Origin of the sequence: Catenuloplanes japonicus (assembly GCF_000717135.1) — a bacterium.
In the GTDB taxonomy this organism is placed as follows: domain Bacteria; phylum Actinomycetota; class Actinomycetes; order Mycobacteriales; family Micromonosporaceae; genus Catenuloplanes; species Catenuloplanes japonicus.
Genome location: NZ_JNXY01000019.1, coordinates 63,910 through 81,480 on the forward strand (window position 1 = coordinate 63,910; position 17,571 = coordinate 81,480).

Genomic DNA, 17,571 nt, shown 5'->3' on the forward strand with positions numbered 1-17,571 from the left:
GTTTACGGCCGCGTTTCGCGATCACCACCAGCCGATCCCGAGGTGTGAGCTAATCGTCGCGGTTCACTCACGTGGCGCGCCCGCGGCCAGCGCCCGCATCCGGCGGCGCAGCACCTGCTCCATCAGCAGCACCAGCGCGTCCTTGACCGAACCGCGGGCGCGGGCGTCGCACTCCGCGATCGGCACCTCAGGCCCGACGCCGAGCGCGTCCCGCACCTCGGCCAGCGCGAACCGGGGCGCGCCGTCGAACGGGTTCACCGCCAGCAGGAACGGGACGCCCAGATCCTCGAAGTAGTCGACGGCCGGATAGCTGTCCTGGATGCGGCGCGTGTCGACCAGCACGACCGCGCCGAGCGCGCCGTCGACCAGGTCGTCCCAGAGGAACGAGAAGCGGTCCTGGCCCGGCGTGCCGAACAGGTAGAGCATCAGCGACGCGTCCAGGTGGATCCGGCCGAAGTCGAGCGCGACCGTGGTGGTGGTCTTGCCACCCACGGCACGGGTGTCGTCCACCCCGATCGACACCTCGGTCAGGTCCGCCTCGGTCAGCAGCGGCTCGATCTCGGAGATGGCGCTCACGAAGGTGGTCTTCCCCACCCCGAAGCCGCCACTGATCACTATCTTCACGACCACCGGCGCGGCGGTGGAGACGTCAGAGGGCGCGGACACGGTCGACGATCCTTTCGATCAGCGCGAGGGGCAGCTCGTCCACCGGCTGCATCACCGTCACGTAGTCCTCCGCCGCGAGGTCCGCCACCAGCACCCGGGTCACCCCGATCGGCAGTCGCAGGTGAGCGGCGACGTCCGCGACGGCCCGCGGCTCCTGACAGAACCGGACGATGCGCAGCAGCTCGAAGCGCAGCGGCGCGGAGAGCGCGGCGGGCGCGGCCCGGACCAGCGTCTCCAGCCGCAGTCCGTCGCGCAGCGGCCGGGTCCGCCCGCCGGTCAGCAGGAACGGACGGATCACGCCGTCGTCGGAGACGATCTCCTCCGGCGGGGTGACGTCGCGGCGCTGCTCGGCCGGGGGCCGCCAGGGCGGCACCATCCGCGGGTCCGGCGGGCGGAACTCCGGCGTGCTCACCGCGGCAGCGTCCGGCGGGACTCGGCGATCAGCGCCGGGGTGAGCAGGTCGCCGACGCGCTCGCCGAGCATCGCGATCTCGTAGCCGATGAGCGACACGTCGCAGTCGCCGTCCGCGAGAACGCCGAGGCAGGTGCCGCCGCCGAGCGTGGAGACGACCAGGAAGCCGGAGGTCATCTCGATCATGATCAGTTTGAGGCCGGAGAAGTCGTACCGGCGGGCGGCGCTGCGGGCCAGGCTGGTCAGCCCGGAGACGACCGCGGCGAGATGGTCGGCGTCGGCCCGGTCCAGGCCGGCCGAGGTGGCGATCAGGATGCCGTCCGAGGAGACGGCGACGGCCTCGCGCACGCCGGCCGTACCCCGGACGAAGTTGCTTATCAGCCAGTTGAACCGCTGTGCCGTGGTGCCGGGTCCGGCTTCGGTGCTCATCGAATCTCCCCAGTGGAGTCGGGGCCGCCGGCGCGGCCGGGATCGCCATCGCGGTCGGTGCCGCCTTCGTGGATGTGGCCTTCGCGGGTGTCGCCCGCGCCCGCCGCGCGGCCCAGTTGCATGCCCCGGCGAAGCGCCGTCATGGTGGCGCCGATGTCGCTCGGCGCCGGGCGTTCGGCCGCGAGCCGGGCGGCCGTCCCGTTCGACGCGCCGCGCGGGCCCTGCCGGGGCACCGAGACGCCACGGCGATGCCTCGGCACGCGCTTGACCAGCCCGTTCGGCGTAACGTCGGCCTCGGGCGCGGGCGGCGGCTGCGGTGGCTGCGGTGGCTGCAACGCCTGCCGCTGGGGCACCAGGGCCACCGGCGGGACCAGCGCCACCGGCGGCGGGACCATGGCCACCGGCGGCGGCGCGGCCTGCACCGGCTCCCTCACCAGCAACGACGCCGGGACCTTCACCCGCGCGGTCGTGCCGGTCACCGGCGACTGGCAGATCTCCACCTGCACGCCCAGCTTCCGGGCGAGGTGGCCGACCACGTAGTGACCGAGGAACCTGGTCGGCGCGACCGTGAACGACTCCGCGCCGGCCAGTCGCGCGTTGGCCCGTGCCAGCTCCTCCGCGGTCATGCCGACGCCCTGGTCCACGATCGCGATCAGGTACGACTCCTCGTCCACCCACCGCCCGTGCACCTCCACGTCGAAGTCCGGCGGCGAGAAGGTGAGCGCGTTCTCGACCAGCTCCGCGACCATGTGGGCCATCTCGGCCACGTACGCGCCAGGGGCGAACGCGTCGTCGATCCGGCGCAGCGACACCCTGCGGTACTCCTCCACCTCCGCCAGCGCGGACCGCAGCACGTCCGACATGGGCAGCGGGCGGGACCAGCTCCGCGGCGTCGCCTCACCGACCAGCACCAGCAGGCTCTCCGCGTTGCGCCGCATGCGGGTCGCCAGGTGGTCCAGCTCGAACAGGTTGGCGAGGCCGGCCGGGTCGGTCTCCTCGCGCTCCAGCCGGGTGATGAAGCTGAGCTGGCGGCTGAGCAGGTTCTGGTTGCGGTGGCCGAGGTTCGCCATCGAGTCCGTGGTGTTCCGGCGCAGCACGGCCTGCTCCGCGGCGAGCCCGTAGGCGGAGTCCTGCAGCCGGTTCAGCGCCTCGGCCACGGACCTGATCTCGGCGCCGGCCTGCGCGGAGACGGCCACCGGCGGCGGAGCGCCCTCCGGGGACGAGCCGTCGGTGTGCAGCGCGGCGACCGCGGCCGGTAACCGGCGGGTGGCGGCCGCGTCCGCCTCGCTGACCAGCCTGGCCAGCGGCCGGGTGATGCCGGTCGACGCGGACCGGCCGAGCAGCAGCGCGCCGGCCAGCGCCACCAGGATCACGATCCCGAGCCCGGCCAGGTCGAACGTGGCCTCCGCGCGCAGGTCGTCGGTCCGGTCCCGGACATCGCCGGCGACCACGGCACGCACCTCGGCGAGCTCTCCGGCGAGCACGGTGCTCGCCCGCAGCCACTCGGCCGGATCGCGGCGCGGCCAGTCCCCCGGCGCGACCAGCGCGGCCTGCTCGGCGGCGGTGATCACGGCCGCGTCCGGGCCGGTGGTGGCGTCCTTCAGCCGGTCCAGCGCGCGGGCCGAGGCGTACCGGGAGGTCTCGGCCAGCGCCACGCGTTCCGCCGCGAGCACCGTCGACAGCGCCGCGTGCTCGCCGTCGGCGAACCCGCCGCGCGCGTAGGCCGCGCCGATCAGCCCGCGCGACTCGGAGGCGGCCTCCTTCGCGTCGGAGAGCGCCTGCAACGCGGCGAGGCCGCGCCGCAGCTCCGGGTCCGGGTCCGGGAACGGCGCGTCCAGCCCGACGTCGACCCGGTTCAGGGCCGCGATCCGGTCCGTGTACGACTGCACCGCCGACTGCCGCCCGGCGCGCCCGGTGTCGACGTCGGCCCGCAGCGCGCCGAGCTCCTCCAGCTGCTGCACGACCGCGTAGACCGCCTCCGGGCCCGGTCCTTCCGCGTCGCGGAGGCCGGTCAGCGCGGTCCGGCTCTCGTCGACCCGCAGGCGCTGTGCGGCCAGATCCGCACGCCGTGCCGTGTCACCGGCCAGCACCACGCCGGTCAGGTCCCGCTCGTACTGCAGCTCGTGCACCAGATCCTGGGCCGACATGCTCAGCTCGACCGTGGCGGTGGCGCGGTCCGCGGCGCCGTACTCGTCGATCTCCTTCATCACCAGGTCGCCGAGCAGCAGCATGATGACGGCGAGCGGCAGCGCCAGCAGGCGGGCGACCCGGCCCCGGATGGAGGCCTCGCGTTTCCGGCGCGGTCGCACCGCGACGCCCGCCGCGGTCTTCCACTCCGGGACTATGGGTGTGGAACCGGAACTGTCCCGCATGTGGCCTCTTCCCGAAAACCCGTGCCCGTCACCGTCTGGCAGCAGACGGTGAACCACGGGCTCGGGCATCCGTCGCACGGCATGTGCGAAGGGCCCACGAACGGGTGACGGGTCAGGAGGTCACGTCCTTGCGGGTGAAGCGCCAGAACGCCACCGACCAGAACAGCGTGGCGTAGCAGATCGCCGAGATCGTGCCCTTCACCATGTCGTCCGCCTGGATCGGCGTGGAGAGCAGGCCCAGCCAGGCGTCGGAGAAGTGCGTGGGCAGCAGGTTCCGCAGGTCACCGAGCGCGGTGATCTGGTCCAGGATGTTGGAGAGGATCATCAGCAGCACCGCGCCGCCGACCGCGCCGAGTGGCGCGTCGGTCAGCACCGAGAGCAGGAACGCCAGGCCCGCGGTCACCAGCAGGCCGATCGCGAGATAGCCGACCACGCCGAGCAGGCGCAGCACGCCCTCGCCCGGCGGGATCTGGGCCGCGACCGTGCTGCGCAGCGGCGACCAGCCGTACCGGGCGGTGCCGAGCAGCATCGCGGTGACCGCCAGCGTGAGCAGCGCCAGGCCGGAGTAGGTGAGCGCGACCGCGAGCTTCACGGCCAGCAGCCGGGCCCTCGGCACCGGCACGGCCAGCAGGTAGCGCAGGCTCCCCCAGCTGGCCTCGCTGGCCACGGCGTCGCCGTGGAACAGCGCCACCACCACGCCCAGCATGAAACCGGCGGAGACCAGCAGCGTGAACAGCGTGAAGTTGAGCCCGCCGGAGGTGGCCAGGTCGATCAGGCTGCCGAACTCGCCACCGCCGTTGCGGTCGTCGTCGCCGCCGGTGTCGAACTGGAACGCGATCAGGATGATCACCGGCAACAAGATCATGAAACCGAGCGCCAGCCGGGTACGCATCCGCGTCGCCTGACGCCGGAACTCCGCGCCGAACGACAGCGTCCGTCCGGGTTTGTAGCCCACCGCACCAGAAGAGGTCATCGGTCCCCGCTCCCCCGCGAGTTGTCGCCCACCAGCGCGAGGAACGCGTCCTCCAGGCGTCGTCTCGGCACCACCCGGTCCACGCCGACACCGGCCCCGACCAGCGCCGCCACCAGGTCCCGGCGTGGCGTGCCGTCCAGGTCCACGATCAGGCCGCCGTTCTCCGCCTCCTGAAGGAAGCGCACACCGTCCAGCCCGTCCAGCGCGGCCCGCGCCGCGACCGGATCGTCCACGTCCACCTGCACGGTCGGCGAGTCACCGACGATGTCCGCGACCGGGCCGGACGCCACGATCGTGCCCTTGTTCACCACCACCGCGTGCGTGCAGGTCTGCTCCACCTCGGCCAGCAGGTGGCTGGAGACGAGCACGGCGCGGCCGTCCGTGGCGTACCGTTGCAGGACCCGGCGCATCTCCGCGATCTGCGGCGGGTCCAGGCCGTCCGTCGGCTCGTCCAGCACCAGCAGCTCCGGCAGGCCGAGCATGGCCTGCGCGATCGCCAGCCGCTGCCGCATGCCGTGGCTGTACTTCTTCGTCCGCCGGTGCACGGAGTCGCCCAGCCCGGCGATCTCCAGCGCCTCGTCGAACCGGGCGTCCGCCCAGGGCCGGCCGGTCGCCCTCCAGTACGCCCGCAGGTTCTGCTCACCGGTCAGGTGCGGCAGGAAGCCCGGCCCCTCGACCAGCGCACCGACCCGGGACAGCACCGGCGAGCCGGGCGTCAGCCGGTGCCCGAAGATCCGGATCTCGCCGCGCGTCGGCTGGGTGAGGCCCATCAGCACGCGCAACGTGGTGGTCTTGCCGGCGCCGTTCGGGCCGAGCAGGCCGACGACCTGGCCGCGGTGCACCGTGAAGTCCACCCTGGACACCGCCACGAAGCCGTCCGCGTACTCCTTGCGCAGCCCCTCCACGACCAGCGGCGTGTCCGCGAACCCGGCCACGACCGAACGGTCCACCCGGCGGTTCCGGGCCCGCGCGACCAGCAGCACCACGGCCAGCCCGACCGCGATCGCGGCCAGCAGGCCGGCCAGCACCCAGCGCCAGACCGCGTCCGGGCTCGCGATCTGCGTGCCGCCCAGGATCGGCAGCGTCACGGCCGGCTCCACCCGGACCGTGTAGACCGCGGGCTCGGCCGGGCTCGCGAACGCCTGGTCCGAGGTGGCGACCACGATCCGGATCCGATGCCCCTCGTCGATGCGCCGGACGATCGCGGGCAGCGTCACCGTGACCGGGCGGGCGTCGTCGGCCGAGGCCGGCAGCCCGGTCAGGCGTACCGGCGCGATCAGGCCCTCGGAGAGCGTGGCGCCGCCGTCCGGGTCCACGTCGTAGAGCTTCACGAACAGCACGGCCTCACCGGTCGGCGAGCCGGCGCGCAGCATGACCTGCGGCGCACCGCCCACGTTCAGCGCGGCGGTCAGCGGCTCCGACTGGAACACGGCGTGCTGGCCGGGCAGGTCCGCGACCGCGGCGCCGAGCACGGACGAGAGCGCGCCCGCGCCCGGCAGCGAGGAGAGCGCGGCCGGGTTGCCGCCCGGCGGGTTCGCGATCGGCTGCACGCCGCCGCCGACCGTCACCGCGGCCGTGGACTCGCCGCGCAGGCCCGGGTAGTCCGTGATCGTGTACGCGTTCGTGACCAGCCCGCGGTCGATCGCGTCGAAGCCGGACACCCGGGAGTAGGTGAACGAGTCCGCCGGGGCCGGGCCGTCACCGGCCACGTAGTGGTCCAGCCAGGCGAGCGTCAGCGCGTCCACCCTGTCCTGATCGGTCTGCGGGCCCTCGCCGCCGTCGTGGCCGCCCGCGTACCAGGCGACCCGGACCGGCGTGCCGTTCGCGGCGATGCCCCGCGCGTTCGCGTCCGCCTCGGCCAGCGGGAACAGCGTGTCTGCCAGGCCCTGGACCAGCAGCGTGGGGGCCTTGATCCGGTTGAGCACGTTGGCCGGGCTGGACCGGTCGAGCACCGCGACCGCCTCCGGGTTGGCCCGGCCGGTGGTCGCGATCGTCATGAAGGCCTGGCAGACATCGGCGGCGAAACGACCACAGGCAGGATCGACCTCGGCGGGTACGACTCCGGGCGCGCCGCCGCCCGCCGCCCCCGATGAGAAGAACGTGCCGGCCCAGGCCTTCTTGAACACGCCGTCCACCACCGCGCCGCCCGCCGCGTCCGGCAGGAACGCGCGGCCCAGGTCGTTCCACGTGATCATCGGCACGATCGCGTCCACCCGGGAGTCGCGCGCGGCCAGCAGCAGCGACAGTGCGCCGCCGTAGGAGCCGCCGACCGCGCCCACCCGCGGGTCACCGGGCGCGTCCTGTCGCACCTCCGGCCGCGCGGCCAGCCAGTCCAGCAGCCGCTGCGCGTCCTTGACCTCGTACTCCTCGCTGTCCAGATGGATCTGATCGCCGCTGCGCCCGAAGCCGCGCGCGGTCCAGGTGAGCACCGCGTAGCCGGACGCGGCCAGCCGTTCGGCCTGCGCGTGCACGCTGTGCATGTCGCCGCCGAAGCCGTGCGCCAGCAGCAGCGCGGGCACGGTGGACCCGGCCGACGCGCCGTCCGGGACGAAGTAGCGGGTGTCCAGCGTGACCGGCTCGGTGCCGGACGGCCCGGACCGTACCGTCAGCATCTCGTCCTTGAAGGTGAAACCGGGATCCTCGGGCCGCACCGCCCACCCGGTCAAGCCCGCCACCAGCACCAACGCGGTGGAACCGGCGAGCCAGCGGCGGGGCGTCATTCGCGGGAGCGCGCGGCGGAGCCGGCCGGACAGAGCGCGGAGCATGGCGCGAGCCTACGGCGGAACGGCTGTGCCGAACCTGAGAAGCGTGATCACGCTAGTGTCGCTGGGGTGGGCGATGCTGAACTGACGCTGACCGCGATGCTGCGACCTGCCGCGCTCGACGCGCGCCGGGGGATCGTGCGGCTGCACCCCGAGGTGATGGCCGCGCTCGGCCTGCACCAGGGCGATCCCGTCCGGCTCTCCGGCCGGCGCACCACCGCGGGCATCGTGGCGCTCGCGGAGCCGACCTCCAGCCGCGCGATCCTCTACGCGGACGACCTGGTCCTCGGCAACCTGGGGCTGCGCGAGGGCGGGCAGCTCACGGTCGCGCCGATCCCGACCACGGGCGCGCGGCGCGTGGTGCTGTCCGGGCCGCCGGAGATCGTGGTCGCGGTCTCGGCGGACATGCTGCGGCTGGCGCTGCTCGGCAAGGTGGTCACGGCCGGCGACGACGTGTCGCTGCTGCCGCAGGACGTGCTGCCGGACGCGACCACGCACAGCCTGGTGCAGACCGCGCGCCGCAGCCTGGCCAACACGGTCGGCTTCGGCTGGACGACCGCGCTGCTGCGGGTGGACTCGGTGTCGGACTCGGACGGCGCGCTGGTCACGATGGACACGGTGGTGACGTGGGCGTCCGGGCACACCACGCACGGACAGACCTTCCACGCGGAGGCCGCAAAACCCTTCACACCCCCTTCAGCGGTACGCCGTGCGCCTCGGGTTTCCGGGGCCGGCGCTTCCGGGTCCGGGTTCTCCGGCGCTTCCACCTCCGGCATGTCCGGCGCCGGTCAAGCGGCCGCCACGTCGCCGGAGCGGTCCGCGGACGGGGTCGTCGAGGGCGAGATCGTCGACGCCGACGAGGAGGCCGAACCCGCGCCGCCGCTCGAGGATCTGCCCGGCCTCCGCGCCCAGGCCCACGAGCTGCGCGAACTGCTCGACCTCGGCTTCCACCACCGCGAGGTGCTGGGCCGGCTCGGCGCGGCCGCCGCGCTCGGCGTGCTGATCACCGGCCCGGCCGGCTCCGGCAAGGGCGTGCTGGTCCGGTCCGTCGCGGCCGCGGTCGGCGCGCGCGTGGTCGGCCTCTGGGCACCGGAGCTGGCCTCGCTCACCAACGAGTCCGCGGCCCGTCGCCTGCGTGCCGCCGCCGACGCGGTCACCGGCGCGGACACACCCGGCGTGCTGCTGGTCGCGGACGTGGAGGCGCTGGTCCCGCGCGACGAGACCGGGCCGCTGTCCACCGTGTTCCGGCAGGTCGTCACCGGTCTGATCAAGGCCGGTGCGGCCGTGGTGTGCACCAGCAGCCGGCCCGAGGAACTGGACACCGGGCTGCGCGCGCCGGACCTGCTCTCCGTGCAGATCAGCGTGTCGCTGCCGGACGCCGCCATGCGCCGCGAGCAGCTCGACGTGCTGACCCGGGGCATGCCGCTGGCCGAGGACGTGCGGCTGGACGACGTCGCCGGGCGTACCCCCGGTTTCGTCGCCGCCGACCTGGGCGCGCTGACCCGGGAGGCCGCGGTGCGTGCGGCGCTGCGCCAGAAGAGCGACGTGCCGGAGACGCCGACCATCGCGATGGCCGACTTCTCCGCCGCGCTCGAGGTGGTCCGGCCGACCTCGATGGCCGAGTCCACGCTGGAGCTGGCCCGCGTCACGCTGGACGACGTCGGCGACATGGCCGAGGTGAAGGAGCTGCTCACCGAGTCGGTGCTGTGGCCGCTGACCTACCCGGACACGTTCGCCCGGCTCGGCGTGCAGGCGCCGCGCGGCGTGCTGCTCTACGGCCCGCCCGGCTGCGGCAAGACCTACCTGGTGAAGGCCGTCGCCGGATCCGGCAAGGCCAACGTGCTCTCGGTCAAGGGCGCGGAGCTGCTCAGCAAGTGGGTCGGCGAGAGCGAGCGCGCAGTCCGCGAGCTGTTCCGCCGCGCCCGGGAGGCCGCGCCGACGCTGGTGTTCCTGGACGAGGTGGACGCGCTGGCCCCGGTCCGCGGCCAGTCGAGCGACGGCGGCACCACGGACCGCGTGGTCGCCGCGCTGCTCACCGAGCTGGACGGCGTCGAGTCGCTGCGCAACGTCGTGGTCATCGGCGCCACGAACCGCCCCGACCTGGTCGACCCCGCGCTGCTGCGCCCCGGCCGTCTGGAGCGCGTGGTCTACGTACCGCCGCCGGACGGCGAGGCCCGGACCGCGATCCTGCGCGCCGCCTCGAAGCCGGTGCCGCTCGCGGACGACGTGGACCTGGCCGAGCTCGGCCAGGAACTGGAGGACTTCTCCGCCGCGGACTGCGCCGCGCTGATCCGCGAGGCCGCGCTGGCCGCGATGCGCGAGTCGCTGGACGCCACCTCGGTCACGGCCGCCCACGTCGCCACCGCCCGCAAGCGGGTCCGCCCGTCGCTGGACCCGGCCCAGGTGGCCCACCTCGCCGCGTACGCAGAGTCACGTACCCGCTGATGCTCCTGGGCTTTTGACCTTTTCGTCGGCGTAAACCGATCCGCCCCCTTTCACCCCATCCCCACGCCGCTTTGCTCTGCTTACCTAGGCGCGCCGCGCCGATTTGCGGCATATGCGGTGCTGACAGTTTGCGCGGTTCGCCGGTTTTGGTGATGTAAGCAGAGCAAAGGCGGGCGAAGGGAAGGGGGTTAGGGGCGGGGAGATCGAGGTTACGGTCAGTGTTCGATGGCGAGGCGGACGCCGAGCGCGAGCAGGGCCGAGCCCATCAGCGTGTCCAGGCCACGGCGGACCGCGCGGCGGTCGAGAAGCCGGCGGATCGCGCCGACGACGAGTGTGACCGTGGTGAACCAGCCGGCCGTGACCGCGAAGGAGATGACGGCGAGCACCAGCGTGTCGCCGGCCGTGGGATGCTGCGGCAGGAACTGCGGGAGCAGCGCCAGGAAGAACACCGCGACCTTGGGGTTGAAGAGGTTCGTGACCAGGCCGGCGCGGAAGGCGGCCCAGTGCCGGCGGTCCCAGTCCCCGACGATCAGTGGTGACCAGCGGAAACGCCGGCGCCGGTGGCGGGGCACGTCGAAGGCGGCGGCGAGCGCGGCCAGGTCCGCGTGGGCCGGGGGCGCGAGCTCGCTGCGGGCGGCGACGGCGGTCCAGAGCGTGCGGAGTCCGACGAAGACCAGGTAGGCGGCGCCGGCCAGCTTCATGGCGAGGTACGACACCGGGGAGGTGGAGACCAGCGCGGCGACGCCGACTGCGGCGAGCAGGACCCAGCCCAGGATGCCGGTGGCGATGCCGACCGCGGTGGCGAACCCTGCCCGGCGGCCGGAGGCGACGGCGTGGCGCAGGACGATCGCGAAGTCCGGTCCGGGGGACATCGTGCCGAGCGCCATGACTCCCGCGAAGGCGGCAAGGTGCGTAACGGTCAGATGCATGACCGGAGACGTTAGTCCCCCATAGGGCGATTTATACCTAAAAATCTTCGCGTATTTCACTATGCGGGAAGGACATGTGCGCGCTCACACACGCGGACCGTACTCCGCCGGGAACGCCGAGAAAAGGATTACTGAGCGACGCCGGCGCGAACAACGCCGGTGACCTGCAGATCCTCGTCGAGCAGGACGAGGTCCGCGCGGAGGCCGGGCGTGATCGCGCCGAGCGTTCCGGAGAAGCCGGCCGCGCGCGCGGGTGTCCACGATGCGGCCCGCGACGCGTCCACGACGGAGAGGCCGGCGCCGACCGCCTGCCGCAGCGCCGCGTCCATGGTCAGCGTGCTGCCCGCGATCGAGCCGTTCGTCGTCAGCCGCGCGACCCGGTCGGCCACCACGACGGAGAGGCCGCCCAGCTCGTACGCGCCGTCCGGCATCCCGGCCGCGGCCATCGCGTCGGTGACCAGCGCATATCCGCCGCGCGCGGCACCGGCCACGAACGCCAGCGTGCCGTCGTGCAGGTGCACGCCGTCCGCGACCACCTCGCAGATCACGCCGGGCGCGTCGAGCAGCGCGACCGCCGGGCCGGGCTCGCGGTGGTGGATCGGCCGCATGCCGTTGAACAGGTGGGTGGCGACCGTGGCGCCGGCCTCGATCGCGGCCCGGGTCACCTCGTAGGGCGCGTCCGTGTGGCCGACCGCGGCGGCGACGCCGTGCGAGGCCAGCAGCTTGATCGCGTCGAGCGCGCCGGGGCGTTCGGGCGCGATCGTCATCATCCGGACCGCGCCGTCGCCGAGCGCGATCAGCGCCTCCAGCTCGGTGGTGTCCGGGTCGCGCAGGAAGTCCGGGTTCTGGGCGCCGCACCGGGCGCCGGAGAGGTAGGGCCCCTCGTAGTGCACACCGCCGAGCACGCCCTCGCGGACCAGCGGCACGTACGCCGCGGTCGCGTCCCGCATCAGCGCGAACGGCGAGCTGACCAGGCTCGCCAGCACCGTGGTCGTGCCGTGGCGCAGGTGGAACGCGGCCGCCGCGCGGGCCTCGTCCGGGTCGCCGGTGGTGAACGTGTGCCCGCCGCCGCCGTGGTTGTGGATGTCCACGAAGCCCGGCAGCACCCAGGCCGCCCGCTCGGCACGCTCGCCCGGCCCGTCGCCGACCGCGGCGATCAGCTCGCCGTCGATCGTGACGTGCCCGTCCTCGACGATCCCGTCGGGCGTGACGATCCGGCCGGCGATGTGCATGGTCACCCGTTTTTCCCGATGGAGGATGTGGACAGCGCTTCCAGGCCGAGCAGCGCGGCGCCGCGCAGGCCGGCCGTGTCGCCGAGGCTCGCCTTGACCAGCCTGGGCATGCGGTGGAACGTGACGCGCGCGGCCAGCGCCTCGCGGAGCGGCCCGAGCAGCGTCTCACCGGCCTCACCCAGCCCGCCGCCGATCACGAAGACCTCCGTGTCGAGCAGCGCCTGCGCGGTGAGCAGCCCGTCCGCCAGCGCGTCGACGGTCTCCCGCCAGATCTCCGCGGCCGCGTCCTCGCCCGCGATGACGCGCGCGACCACGTCCGCCGCGCTGGTGTTCACGCCGGTGCGTGCGACGTAGCGGCGGGCGACGGACGCGGCGCTGGCGATCGTCTCCAGGCAGCCGCGCTGACCGCACGGGCAGTCCGGGCCGCCGGGGCGGACCACGATGTGCCCGAGCTCGCCGGCCGCGCCGTGTGCGCCGCTGTTCGTGTGCCCGCCGCGCACGTGCGCGCCGGCGATGCCGGTGCCGATGCCCACGAAGATCACGTCGTCCGAGCCGTGGCCGGCGCCGAGCCGGGCCTCCGCGAGACCGGCCGCGCGCATGTCGTGGCCGAGCGCGGCCGGGATGCCGAGCCTTGCAGAAACAAGATCACGCAGGGGTACGTCCCGGAAGCCCAGATTCGACGAGAAGACCGCGAGGCCGCGCACCTCGTCGACCACGCCCGGGATGGCCACACCGGCCGCGACCGGCGTCTGCCCGGACGCGCGCGCCTTCCCCGCCAGCTCCTCCGCGATGTCGCAGATCGCGGCCGTGACCGCCTCCGGGCCGCGCGCGGCGAGCGTGTCGTGCCGTTCCGTGTGCAGCACCGGCCCGTCCACCGCGACCAGGCCGCACTTCATCCCCGTGCCGCCGATGTCCATGGCGACGACGACCTGTCCGCTCACGCCAGGACGACCGAGCGGGTCAGGTTGCGGGGCGCGTCCGGGTCCAGGCCGCGGTCGGCCGCGAGCGCGACCGCGAAGCGCTGGGCGATGATCAGGTCGGCCATCGGGTCGAGCGGCACCCGGCCGCCGTTCCAGCTGCCGAGCGCGGTGTGCCCGCAGTGCCCGCGGCTGTGCACGAACGTGGCGCCGGCCGCCTCGACGGTCTCGTCCAGCCCGGCCGGCACGTCGCCGAACGCCCACACCACGCGGCGCGGCGCGGCGATCGCGATCGGGCCGTGGCGGTAGTCCATCGCCTGGTAGGACTCGGCCCAGAACGTGGCGGCCTCGCGGCACTTGAGCGCGGCCTCCTCGGCCAGCCCGACGGTCCAGCCCTGCCCGAGGAACGTGATCTGCTCGACCAGGCCGGGCGCGACCGGCAGCGGCGTGCGCACCGCGACCTCCGCGTCCGTGATCGCGTCGCCGAGATCCTCGCCGAGGTGGGCGCGGAGCAGCGCGAGCGCGCTGGTGGCGAAGCGGGTCTGGACGACCGAGCGCTCGTCCGCGAACGGCAGCGCGACCACGTCGGTGGCCAGGTGCGCGGCCGGGTTGTCGCCGCTGCCGGTGATCACCGTGGTCGGCGTGGCGGCGAGCGCGGCCAGCAGGTCCGTGACCTCGGTGGTGGTACCGGAGCGGGTGATCGCGACGACCCGGTCGTACCGCCGGGTGGTCGGGAACTCCGACGCCTGGAACGCGTCCGTCTCGCCCAGTCCGGCCCGCTCACGCAGCGCCGCGTAGACCATGGCCATGAACCAGGAGGTGCCGCAGCCGGTGACGGCTACACGTTCGCCGGGCCGGCCGAGCACGTCGGCGTGCTCCGGGGCGAGGGCGGCGGCGGTACGCCAGCAGTCGGGCTGACTGGCGAGTTCTTCGTCGACGTAGGCCATGTGTTCGACCACCCCTCAGAGGAACCGGGAAGGGCACGGGCCGTGCTGCGCAGAACGGCTCGTTTCAATGCTGTTTCGCGCGCCATTGTGCGCAGATCCGCTGTCTCCGGGCAAGCATGGGCAACTTCGCGCAGCCAGGTGGTTTGCTAACCGGCCCTTTCGCGCATTACTGTGCACGAAATTACTCAGCGTGCGCACTAAGGTGCAAGGGGAGGCCGGCCGTGGATCGGTATGTGCGCTGGAACGCCCTGCTCGAACTGCTCACGGACAGTGGCCGGGTCAGCGTCGAGGACGCGGCCGCCGCGCTCAACGTGTCCCAGGCGACGATCCGCCGCGACTTCGACCAGCTCGCACAGCAGCAGATGATCATTCGCACGCGTGGTGGCGCGGTCGCGAACGGCGTCTCCTACGACCTCCCGCTGCGCTACAAGACCGCCAAGCACTCGGCCGAGAAGCAGCGGATCGGCGCGGCCGCGGCCTCGCTGGTCGCGCCCGGCCAGGTGGTCGGCCTCAACGGCGGCACCACGACCACCGAGGTGGCGCGCGCGCTCGCGGTCCGGCCGGACCTGAACACCAACGCCGAGGGCACCCAGCTCACCGTGGTCACCAACGCGCTCAACATCGCCAACGAGCTGCTGGTCCGCTCGCAGATGAAGATCGTGGTGGCCGGCGGCGTGGTCCGCCCGCAGTCGTTCGAGCTGGTCGGCCCGCTCGGCGGCGCGCTGCTGCGCGAGGTCACGCTGGACGTGGTGCTGCTCGGCGTGAACGCGATCGACGTGAAGCTCGGCGCGGCCGCGCACCACGAGGGCGAGGCCGCGATGAACTCGCTGATGGTCGGCCGGGCCAAGCGCGTCGTGATCATCGCGGACTCGTCCAAGCTGGGCGGTCACGCGTTCGCCCGGATCTGCGCCATCGACCGCGTCGAAACGCTGGTCACCGACAACGGCGCGCCCGCCTCGCTGGTCGCGGAGTTCGAGGAGGCCGGGGTGCGGGTGATCACCGCCTGATCCGGTGCGAGCTGCGTCGATGCTCGATATCGTGAGCATCATGGAGACCGAGGACATCGACGACGATTTCTCCCCGCCGGTGCCGCGGGCCGCGCCGGAGGACCCGGTGCTCGCCGAGCGCGAGCTGGCGATCCTGGAGTTCGAGAAGAAGTGGTGGCGGCACGCGGGCGCGAAGGAACAGGCGATCCGCGACGAGTTCGGCCTCTCCTCGACGCGTTACTACCAGCTGCTCAACGGGCTGCTGGACAACCCGCTGGCGCTAGCCCACGACCCGCTGCTGGTCGGCCGGCTGCGACGGCTGCGCGCCTCCCGTACCCGCTGATGGCTGTTGGGGGTTGAACGGCACCCACGACGGCAGTGGCAGCGTGCGCCACGGGATCAGCGCCATCACGCGGCCCATCACGATGCCGAGCAGCAGGCCGGCGATCGAGTCGGTCAGCCAGTGGTAGTTGAGGTAGACGGTGGTCCAGAAGACGATGATCGGCGGCGCGACCCGGATCAGCGTCTGCCAGCGCCGCACCCGCTCGCCGAACACCCACAGCGCCAGCAGGTAGAGCGTGAAGTACCAGACGATCGTGTTGACCATGTGGCCCGACGGGTACGACCAGTTGTACTCCCCCCGCGCGGCCAGCTCGTTGAAGATCTCGGCCTTGTTCGGCAGCGTCGACCGCGGCGCGTCCCGGCTGCTCAGCTCCTTGATCGGAGTGACCACCACTATGGTGAACAGCTGCGTGGCGGCCAGCAGGATGATCGGCCGCACGTCACGCCACCTATAGGCCAGCCACAGCGCCATCGCGCCGCCGAGCGCCAGGAACGGCCCGCCCTGGCCCAGATAGTTGGCGACGTAGGACGGGTAGTGCAGCACGGCCGGCTGGAAGCCGAACGCCCAGTCGGACACCGCCAGGTCCAGGTCGAGCAGGTGGCCGGCGGCGAGCAGGGCGGTCAGCCCCGCCAGCGCCGCCAGCAGCAGAACATCGAACCACCAGCCGAGTCGTCGCACCCGGGACACGCTACCGGGTTCAGACCAGCGACTTGATCCGCTCGTTGAGCAGGTCCGCCCGCACGCCCGAGTTGGGGCAGCCGCCGAAGTGGTGCAGCGCCACCACCTTGTTCGTCTTGCGGGAGATCACCGGTGAGCCGGACGAGCCGCCCTCGGTGTCGCAGAAGTAGGAGACGTCGCTGGCGGACGCGTACCCCGTGTAGGCCGGGTTGTCGACCGCGCAGTTGCTGCCGCGCTCGCCGGAGCTCATCGCGATCGCGGTCGGGTCGCCGGCCGGGTGCTGCGGGATGTAGAGCTGCGTGCCCGCGGCCGGCCGTGCCGTGTCCAGCGTCAGGTAGCCGAACTTCTGCACCGAGGCGAAGCTCTCCACCGTGAACAGCGTGAAGTCCAGCGTCTTGTCCGTGGCCAGCACCTTGTCGCCCCAGACCTTGGTCGACTGGAAGACGTCGTACCCGCCGCACTTCGCGCACTGGTAGTTGAACCAGACCTCCGTGTTGTACGCGTCCTTGGAGGTGGCGAAGCAGTGATTGTTGGTGACCAGCCGGTTCTGCGTGCCGATCCGCCACGCGGTGCACAGCTCGGTGCCGTTGATCAGCAGCCGGGCCACCGCCTTCGACCGGGTGTACGCCATCGGGTCCGTGGACTTGTAGCAGGCCGCGTCCGACTTCTCGTCGCCGCCGCACACGCTTTCCTCGCGCCCCGGTCCGGCCTGCTCTCTGGAGAGCTCCTGCGCGGCTTCGACCCGCTCCGGCCGGGTGTACCCGCGGGCCACCCGGTCGATGCCGACGCCGAGCCCGCCGAACGCGGTGTTCAGGCCGAGCGGGTCCGCGCTGGTGGTGTGCAGCTCGACCACGGCCGTGTCGCCGGAGACGGACATCGCCCAGCGCTCGCCGGTCGCCTCCGGTTCGCCCTCGTGGAACACGGCCCGGGTCAGGCCGGAGACGGCGTCGCGGGTGATGCCCTCGTACCGGTGCGACTCGCGGCCCTGCGGGTCGGAGACCGTGAGGTAGTCGCCGGGCAGCAGCGCGATGCGGCTGAAGTGCACCTTGACGTACTCGGCGCCGGGGAAGCGCAGCGTGGTGCGCCGTTCGGCGCCGAGCAGGTAGCCGAGCGTCCGGTCCACGGTCTCGACCGTGCCGATCGGCTGTCCCGCGTCCGCGGTCTCGCCGTCGCGCGGCGCGCCGGTCTGCGCGGGGCCCGGTCCGGTGGCCTGCGGGGTCGGCGCGGCCTCGGTCGCGGGCGCGGGCCGGGGCGCGGATGAGGTGCTCGGCGAGCCGGTGGGCGCGTCGGGGGTGGGCGTCGAGTGTTCCGCCGCCGCGTTCCATACCGCCGTGCCCGGCGTTTCCCGATCGCCGCCACCGAGGTAGGCGATCGTTCCGACGCCGGCGAGCGCGACCGCCGCGCACGCCCCGACGACCAGGCTCAGCCTTCGCCGCATTCCGCCCCTGCTTCCGCTATGTTGTGATTCGCACGTTTGATGC

The 17,571-nt window shown here is 73.1% G+C and carries 15 protein-coding genes; 3 read left to right on the top strand and 12 right to left on the bottom strand.

Annotated elements, in window-relative coordinates; all coding sequences use genetic code 11:
- Positions 1-63: 63 nt before the first annotated feature.
- From OP04_RS25490 to OP04_RS25515, 6 genes are all read right to left on the bottom strand, one after another.
- Positions 64-666 carry a GTP-binding protein gene (locus OP04_RS25490; protein WP_033342366.1) on the bottom strand — a complete coding sequence of 201 codons (603 nt, stop codon included), beginning with the start codon at positions 664-666 and terminating at the stop codon, positions 64-66.
- Positions 650-1,078, bottom strand: a complete 429-nt coding sequence (locus tag OP04_RS25495; protein WP_033342367.1) for a DUF742 domain-containing protein — start codon at positions 1,076-1,078, stop codon at positions 650-652. Before OP04_RS25495 ends, OP04_RS25490 begins: the two co-directional genes overlap by 17 nt.
- Complete coding sequence (locus OP04_RS25500; RefSeq protein ID WP_033342368.1) at positions 1,075-1,506, bottom strand: roadblock/LC7 domain-containing protein; 432 nt, start codon at positions 1,504-1,506, stop codon at positions 1,075-1,077. The genes OP04_RS25495 and OP04_RS25500 overlap by 4 nt, the downstream gene beginning before the upstream one ends.
- On the bottom strand, positions 1,503-3,878 hold the full coding sequence (locus tag OP04_RS25505) for a sensor histidine kinase (RefSeq protein ID WP_198153976.1): 2,376 nt from the start codon (positions 3,876-3,878) through the stop codon (positions 1,503-1,505). Before OP04_RS25505 ends, OP04_RS25500 begins: the two co-directional genes overlap by 4 nt.
- A 112-nt stretch (positions 3,879-3,990) precedes the next feature.
- On the bottom strand, positions 3,991-4,851 hold the full coding sequence (locus OP04_RS25510) for an ABC transporter permease (protein WP_033342369.1): 861 nt from the start codon (positions 4,849-4,851) through the stop codon (positions 3,991-3,993).
- Entirely contained in the window at positions 4,848-7,616 is a 2,769-nt protein-coding gene (locus OP04_RS25515; RefSeq protein ID WP_033342370.1) for an alpha/beta fold hydrolase, read from the bottom strand. The genes OP04_RS25510 and OP04_RS25515 overlap by 4 nt, the downstream gene beginning before the upstream one ends.
- Before the next feature lie 96 nt (positions 7,617-7,712).
- On the opposite strand from OP04_RS25515, the gene OP04_RS25520 reads away from it, so the two are divergent.
- Positions 7,713-10,058 carry an AAA family ATPase gene (locus OP04_RS25520; RefSeq protein ID WP_408606785.1) on the top strand — a complete coding sequence of 782 codons (2,346 nt, stop codon included), beginning with the start codon at positions 7,713-7,715 and terminating at the stop codon, positions 10,056-10,058.
- A 215-nt stretch (positions 10,059-10,273) separates the two neighbouring features.
- Here OP04_RS25520 and OP04_RS25525 read toward each other — a convergent pair whose 3' ends face one another.
- The 4 genes from OP04_RS25525 to OP04_RS25540 all read right to left on the bottom strand — a co-directional run bounded on the left by OP04_RS25525 (position 10,274) and on the right by OP04_RS25540 (position 14,083).
- A complete protein-coding gene (locus tag OP04_RS25525; RefSeq protein WP_033342372.1) occupies positions 10,274-10,987 on the bottom strand; it encodes a LysE family translocator in 714 nt (237 codons plus the stop codon).
- Between the two features lie 128 nt (positions 10,988-11,115).
- Complete coding sequence (gene nagA, locus OP04_RS25530; RefSeq protein WP_033342373.1) at positions 11,116-12,225, bottom strand: N-acetylglucosamine-6-phosphate deacetylase; 1,110 nt, start codon at positions 12,223-12,225, stop codon at positions 11,116-11,118.
- Positions 12,222-13,160: an ROK family protein gene (locus OP04_RS25535; protein WP_408606783.1), complete on the bottom strand. Its 939-nt coding sequence runs from the start codon at positions 13,158-13,160 to the stop codon at positions 12,222-12,224. Before OP04_RS25535 ends, nagA begins: the two co-directional genes overlap by 4 nt.
- Complete coding sequence (locus tag OP04_RS25540) at positions 13,157-14,083, bottom strand: SIS domain-containing protein (protein WP_033342374.1); 927 nt, start codon at positions 14,081-14,083, stop codon at positions 13,157-13,159. The genes OP04_RS25535 and OP04_RS25540 overlap by 4 nt, the downstream gene beginning before the upstream one ends.
- A gap of 221 nt (positions 14,084-14,304) precedes the next feature.
- Here OP04_RS25540 and OP04_RS25545 point away from each other — a divergent pair, with 221 nt between their 5' ends.
- Positions 14,305-15,090 (top strand): DeoR/GlpR family DNA-binding transcription regulator, encoded by a 786-nt coding sequence (locus tag OP04_RS25545; protein WP_033342375.1) that lies wholly within the window; start codon positions 14,305-14,307, stop codon positions 15,088-15,090.
- 19 nt (positions 15,091-15,109) lie between these two features.
- The gene (locus OP04_RS25550; RefSeq protein WP_085066759.1) at positions 15,110-15,412 is read left to right on the top strand and encodes a DUF3263 domain-containing protein; all 303 of its coding nucleotides are present in this window, start codon (positions 15,110-15,112) and stop codon (positions 15,410-15,412) included.
- Here the strand turns inward: OP04_RS25550 and OP04_RS25555 are convergent.
- Together OP04_RS25555 and OP04_RS25560 are read right to left on the bottom strand one after the other, a co-directional pair.
- The gene (locus tag OP04_RS25555) at positions 15,350-16,090 is read right to left on the bottom strand and encodes a phosphatase PAP2 family protein (protein ID WP_157240321.1); all 741 of its coding nucleotides are present in this window, start codon (positions 16,088-16,090) and stop codon (positions 15,350-15,352) included. The two genes, OP04_RS25550 and OP04_RS25555, sit on opposite strands and share 63 nt — an antisense overlap.
- A gap of 19 nt (positions 16,091-16,109) precedes the next feature.
- Entirely contained in the window at positions 16,110-17,528 is a 1,419-nt protein-coding gene (locus OP04_RS25560; RefSeq protein ID WP_033342376.1) for a trypsin-like serine peptidase, read from the bottom strand.
- Positions 17,529-17,571: the final 43 nt, after the last annotated feature.

Excerpts from the sequence above, each read along its gene's own strand:
- OP04_RS25540 (WP_033342374.1), bottom strand. The coding sequence starts at position 14,083 with ATGGCCTACGTCGACGAAGAACTCGCCAGTCAGCCCGACTGCTGGCGT.
- OP04_RS25525 (WP_033342372.1), bottom strand. The coding sequence starts at position 10,987 with ATGCATCTGACCGTTACGCACCTTGCCGCCTTCGCGGGAGTCATGGCG.
- OP04_RS25550 (WP_085066759.1), top strand. The coding sequence starts at position 15,110 with ATGCTCGATATCGTGAGCATCATGGAGACCGAGGACATCGACGACGAT.
- OP04_RS25520 (WP_408606785.1), top strand. The coding sequence starts at position 7,713 with ATGCTGCGACCTGCCGCGCTCGACGCGCGCCGGGGGATCGTGCGGCTG.
- OP04_RS25500 (WP_033342368.1), bottom strand. The coding sequence starts at position 1,506 with ATGAGCACCGAAGCCGGACCCGGCACCACGGCACAGCGGTTCAACTGG.
- OP04_RS25560 (WP_033342376.1), bottom strand. The coding sequence starts at position 17,528 with ATGCGGCGAAGGCTGAGCCTGGTCGTCGGGGCGTGCGCGGCGGTCGCG.
- OP04_RS25510 (WP_033342369.1), bottom strand. The coding sequence starts at position 4,851 with ATGACCTCTTCTGGTGCGGTGGGCTACAAACCCGGACGGACGCTGTCG.
- OP04_RS25505 (WP_198153976.1), bottom strand. The coding sequence starts at position 3,878 with ATGCGGGACAGTTCCGGTTCCACACCCATAGTCCCGGAGTGGAAGACC.
- OP04_RS25515 (WP_033342370.1), bottom strand. The coding sequence starts at position 7,616 with ATGCTCCGCGCTCTGTCCGGCCGGCTCCGCCGCGCGCTCCCGCGAATG.